This is a genomic window from Pseudokineococcus marinus, assembly GCF_013004605.1.
GTDB lineage: Bacteria > Actinomycetota > Actinomycetes > Actinomycetales > Quadrisphaeraceae > Pseudokineococcus > Pseudokineococcus marinus.
In genome coordinates, this window is the sequence record NZ_JABEMA010000391.1 from 1 (window position 1) to 2364 (window position 2364).

Annotated in this window: 2 protein-coding genes; both read right to left on the reverse strand. The window is 78.6% G+C overall.

Features of this window, described 5'->3' with window-relative positions:
* The coding region (galK, locus tag HLB09_RS15815) for a galactokinase (protein ID WP_171204275.1) at nt 1–1233 on the reverse strand (1233 nt) is incomplete at its 3' end.
* On the reverse strand, nt 1230–2357 hold the full coding sequence (gene galT, locus HLB09_RS15820) for a galactose-1-phosphate uridylyltransferase (RefSeq protein WP_409373018.1): 1128 nt from the start codon (nt 2355–2357) through the stop codon (nt 1230–1232). The genes galK and galT, both read right to left, overlap by 4 nt.
* Nucleotides 2358–2364 lie beyond the last annotated feature (7 nt).

A 2364-nucleotide genomic window follows, 5' to 3' on the forward strand; every position in this document is an offset into this window, starting at 1 on the left:
CCCCACGGCGTCGGCGACGGCGTCGACCCCGTCGGCCCGCACGAGCGCCACCGCGGACCCGCCGAAGCCGCCGCCCGTCATGCGCGCGCCCAGCGCCCCCGCCTCCCGCGCGGCGTCGGTGACGACGTCGAGCTCGGGGGAGGACACCTCGTGGTCGTCGCGCAGGGACGCGTGCGAGCCGTCGAGGAGGGGGCCGACCTCCTGCGGCCGGTCGGCGCGCAGGAGCCGCACGACCTCGCGGGTGCGCTCCTCCTCGGTGAGCACGTGCCGCGCCCGGCGGACGACCTCGTCGTCCGCCCCGGCCGCCCGCAGCCGCTCGAGCACCGGCCCGACGCCGTCGTCGCCCGCCGCCCGCGCCAGGTGCCGGACCCCGAGCAGCTCGGCCGCGCGGGTGCACGCGGCCCGCCGCTGCGCGTACTGCCCGTCGACGAGGCGGTGGGGCGCGCGCGTGTCGACGACGAGGAGCACGAGGCCGTGCGCCTCCAGCGCGAGGGGCACCTGCTCGACGGACCCGTCGGCGGAGTCCAGCAGCAGCAGGTGGCCGGCGCGGGCGCGCAGGGAGGCCTGCTGGTCCATGCCGCCCGTCGGTGAGCCGGCCACCTCGTTCTCCGCGCGCACGCAGGCCGCCACGAGCGCGGCCCGCAGGGCGTCGTCGTCCTCGTGGCCCAGCAGGTCGGCGACGGCGAGGGCGGTCGAGCAGGTGAGCGCCGCCGAGCTCGACAGGCCGGCGCCCACGGGCACGTCGGAGGCGACGGCGAGGTCCACGCCCGGGACGTCCCAGCCCGTCCTGCCGCTGCCCGTCGCACCCTGGCCGAGCGCCCACAGCACCCCGGCCGGGTAGGCCGGCCAGCCCTCGACCGAGCCGGCGCGGCCGCCCTCGCCGGGGCGGACGTCCGCCAGCGCGCCCTCCCACGGCTCGTCCGGCGCCCAGGCCGACACGAGCCGCACGCGCCCGTCCTCGCGGGGGCGCACGGCGACGAGCGTGCGGTGCGGCAGCGCGAGGGGCAGCGAGGTGCCTCCGGCGTAGTCCACGTGCTCGCCGACGAGGTTCACACGGCCCGGGGCGGCCCAGACGCCGGCGGGCTCGCCGCCGTGGGCGCGGGTGAAGACCTCGCGCACCTGCGCCAGCAGGCGCGCGGGGTCGGGGTCGGGCACCCGGTCGACGCCGGCCCCGGGCGCCGCCTCCCCGCTCGCCGTCGTGCCGTCCCTCGTGCCGTCCGTCGGGCCGCTCATCGGGCCACCTCCCGCAGCCGCTCGGCGATCGCCTCGGGCGTCCTGTCGTTGATCCACGCGGCCACGCCCGACTCCGAGCCGGCCAGGTACTTGAGCTTGCCGGGCGAGCGCAGCAGCGAGAAGGCCTGCAGGTGCAGGCGCCCGAGGTCGCGGCCCTCGCCGGTCGGGGCCTGGTGCCACCCCGAGATGTACGGCAGGTGGTCGACCTCGTCGAAGAAGCGGTCGAGCCGCTGCACGAGGTCGAGCTGGACGTGGGCCAGCTCCTCGCGCTCGTCGTCCTCCAGTGCGGCGAGGTCCGGGACGCCGCGGTGCGGCGCCAGGTGCACCTCCACGGGCCAGCGCGCCGCCGCGGGCACGTAGGCGGTCCAGTGCTCGGCCTCGAGGACCACGCGTGTGCCCGCCCGCTTCTCCGCGGCGAGGACGTCGGCGAGGAGGTTGCCGCCCGTGCGCTCGCGGTGGGCGCGGGCCCGGCGCAGCAGCGCCTGCGTGCGCGGCGGCACGAACGGGTAGGCGTAGACCTGCCCGTGCGGGTGGCGCAGCGTGACGCCGATCTCCTCGCCGCGGTTCTCGAAGCAGAAGACCTGCGCCACGTCGGGCAGCGCGGACAGCTCCTCGGTGCGGTGCGCCAGCGCCCGCACGACCGTCCGGAGGCGGTCGACGCCCAGGTCGCCGAAGGACGCGTCGTGGTCGTCGGAGAAGCAGACGACCTCGGTGCGCCCGACGGCGCGGCCCACCGGCCACAGCTCCTCCCCGTCGAGGAGCGTGCCGTCGTCCGGGCCCGTGGCGACCTCGGCGAAGGAGGGGAAGCGGTTGTCGAGGACGGCGACGTCGTAGGCCCGCGCGGGCACCTCCGACGGCTGCCCGGAAGAGCCCTCGCTGCCGCTGGGGCACAGGGGGCACTGCCCGGCGGGGGGCAGGAAGGTGCGGGTCATGCGGTGCGCGGCCACGGCGACCCAGTCGCCGGTCAGCGGGTCCTGGCGCACCTCGCCGGCGCGCCCGCGGTCGGCCTCCGTCATCGGCCGCTCGTCGTCGCGCGGGCGGTCGGCGCCGGAGCCGCCGCCGTCGTCGTAGTAGCGCAGCGTGCGGCCGTCGGCGAGGCGCTGCTCGGTGCCGGGGCCGCGCACGGCGGAG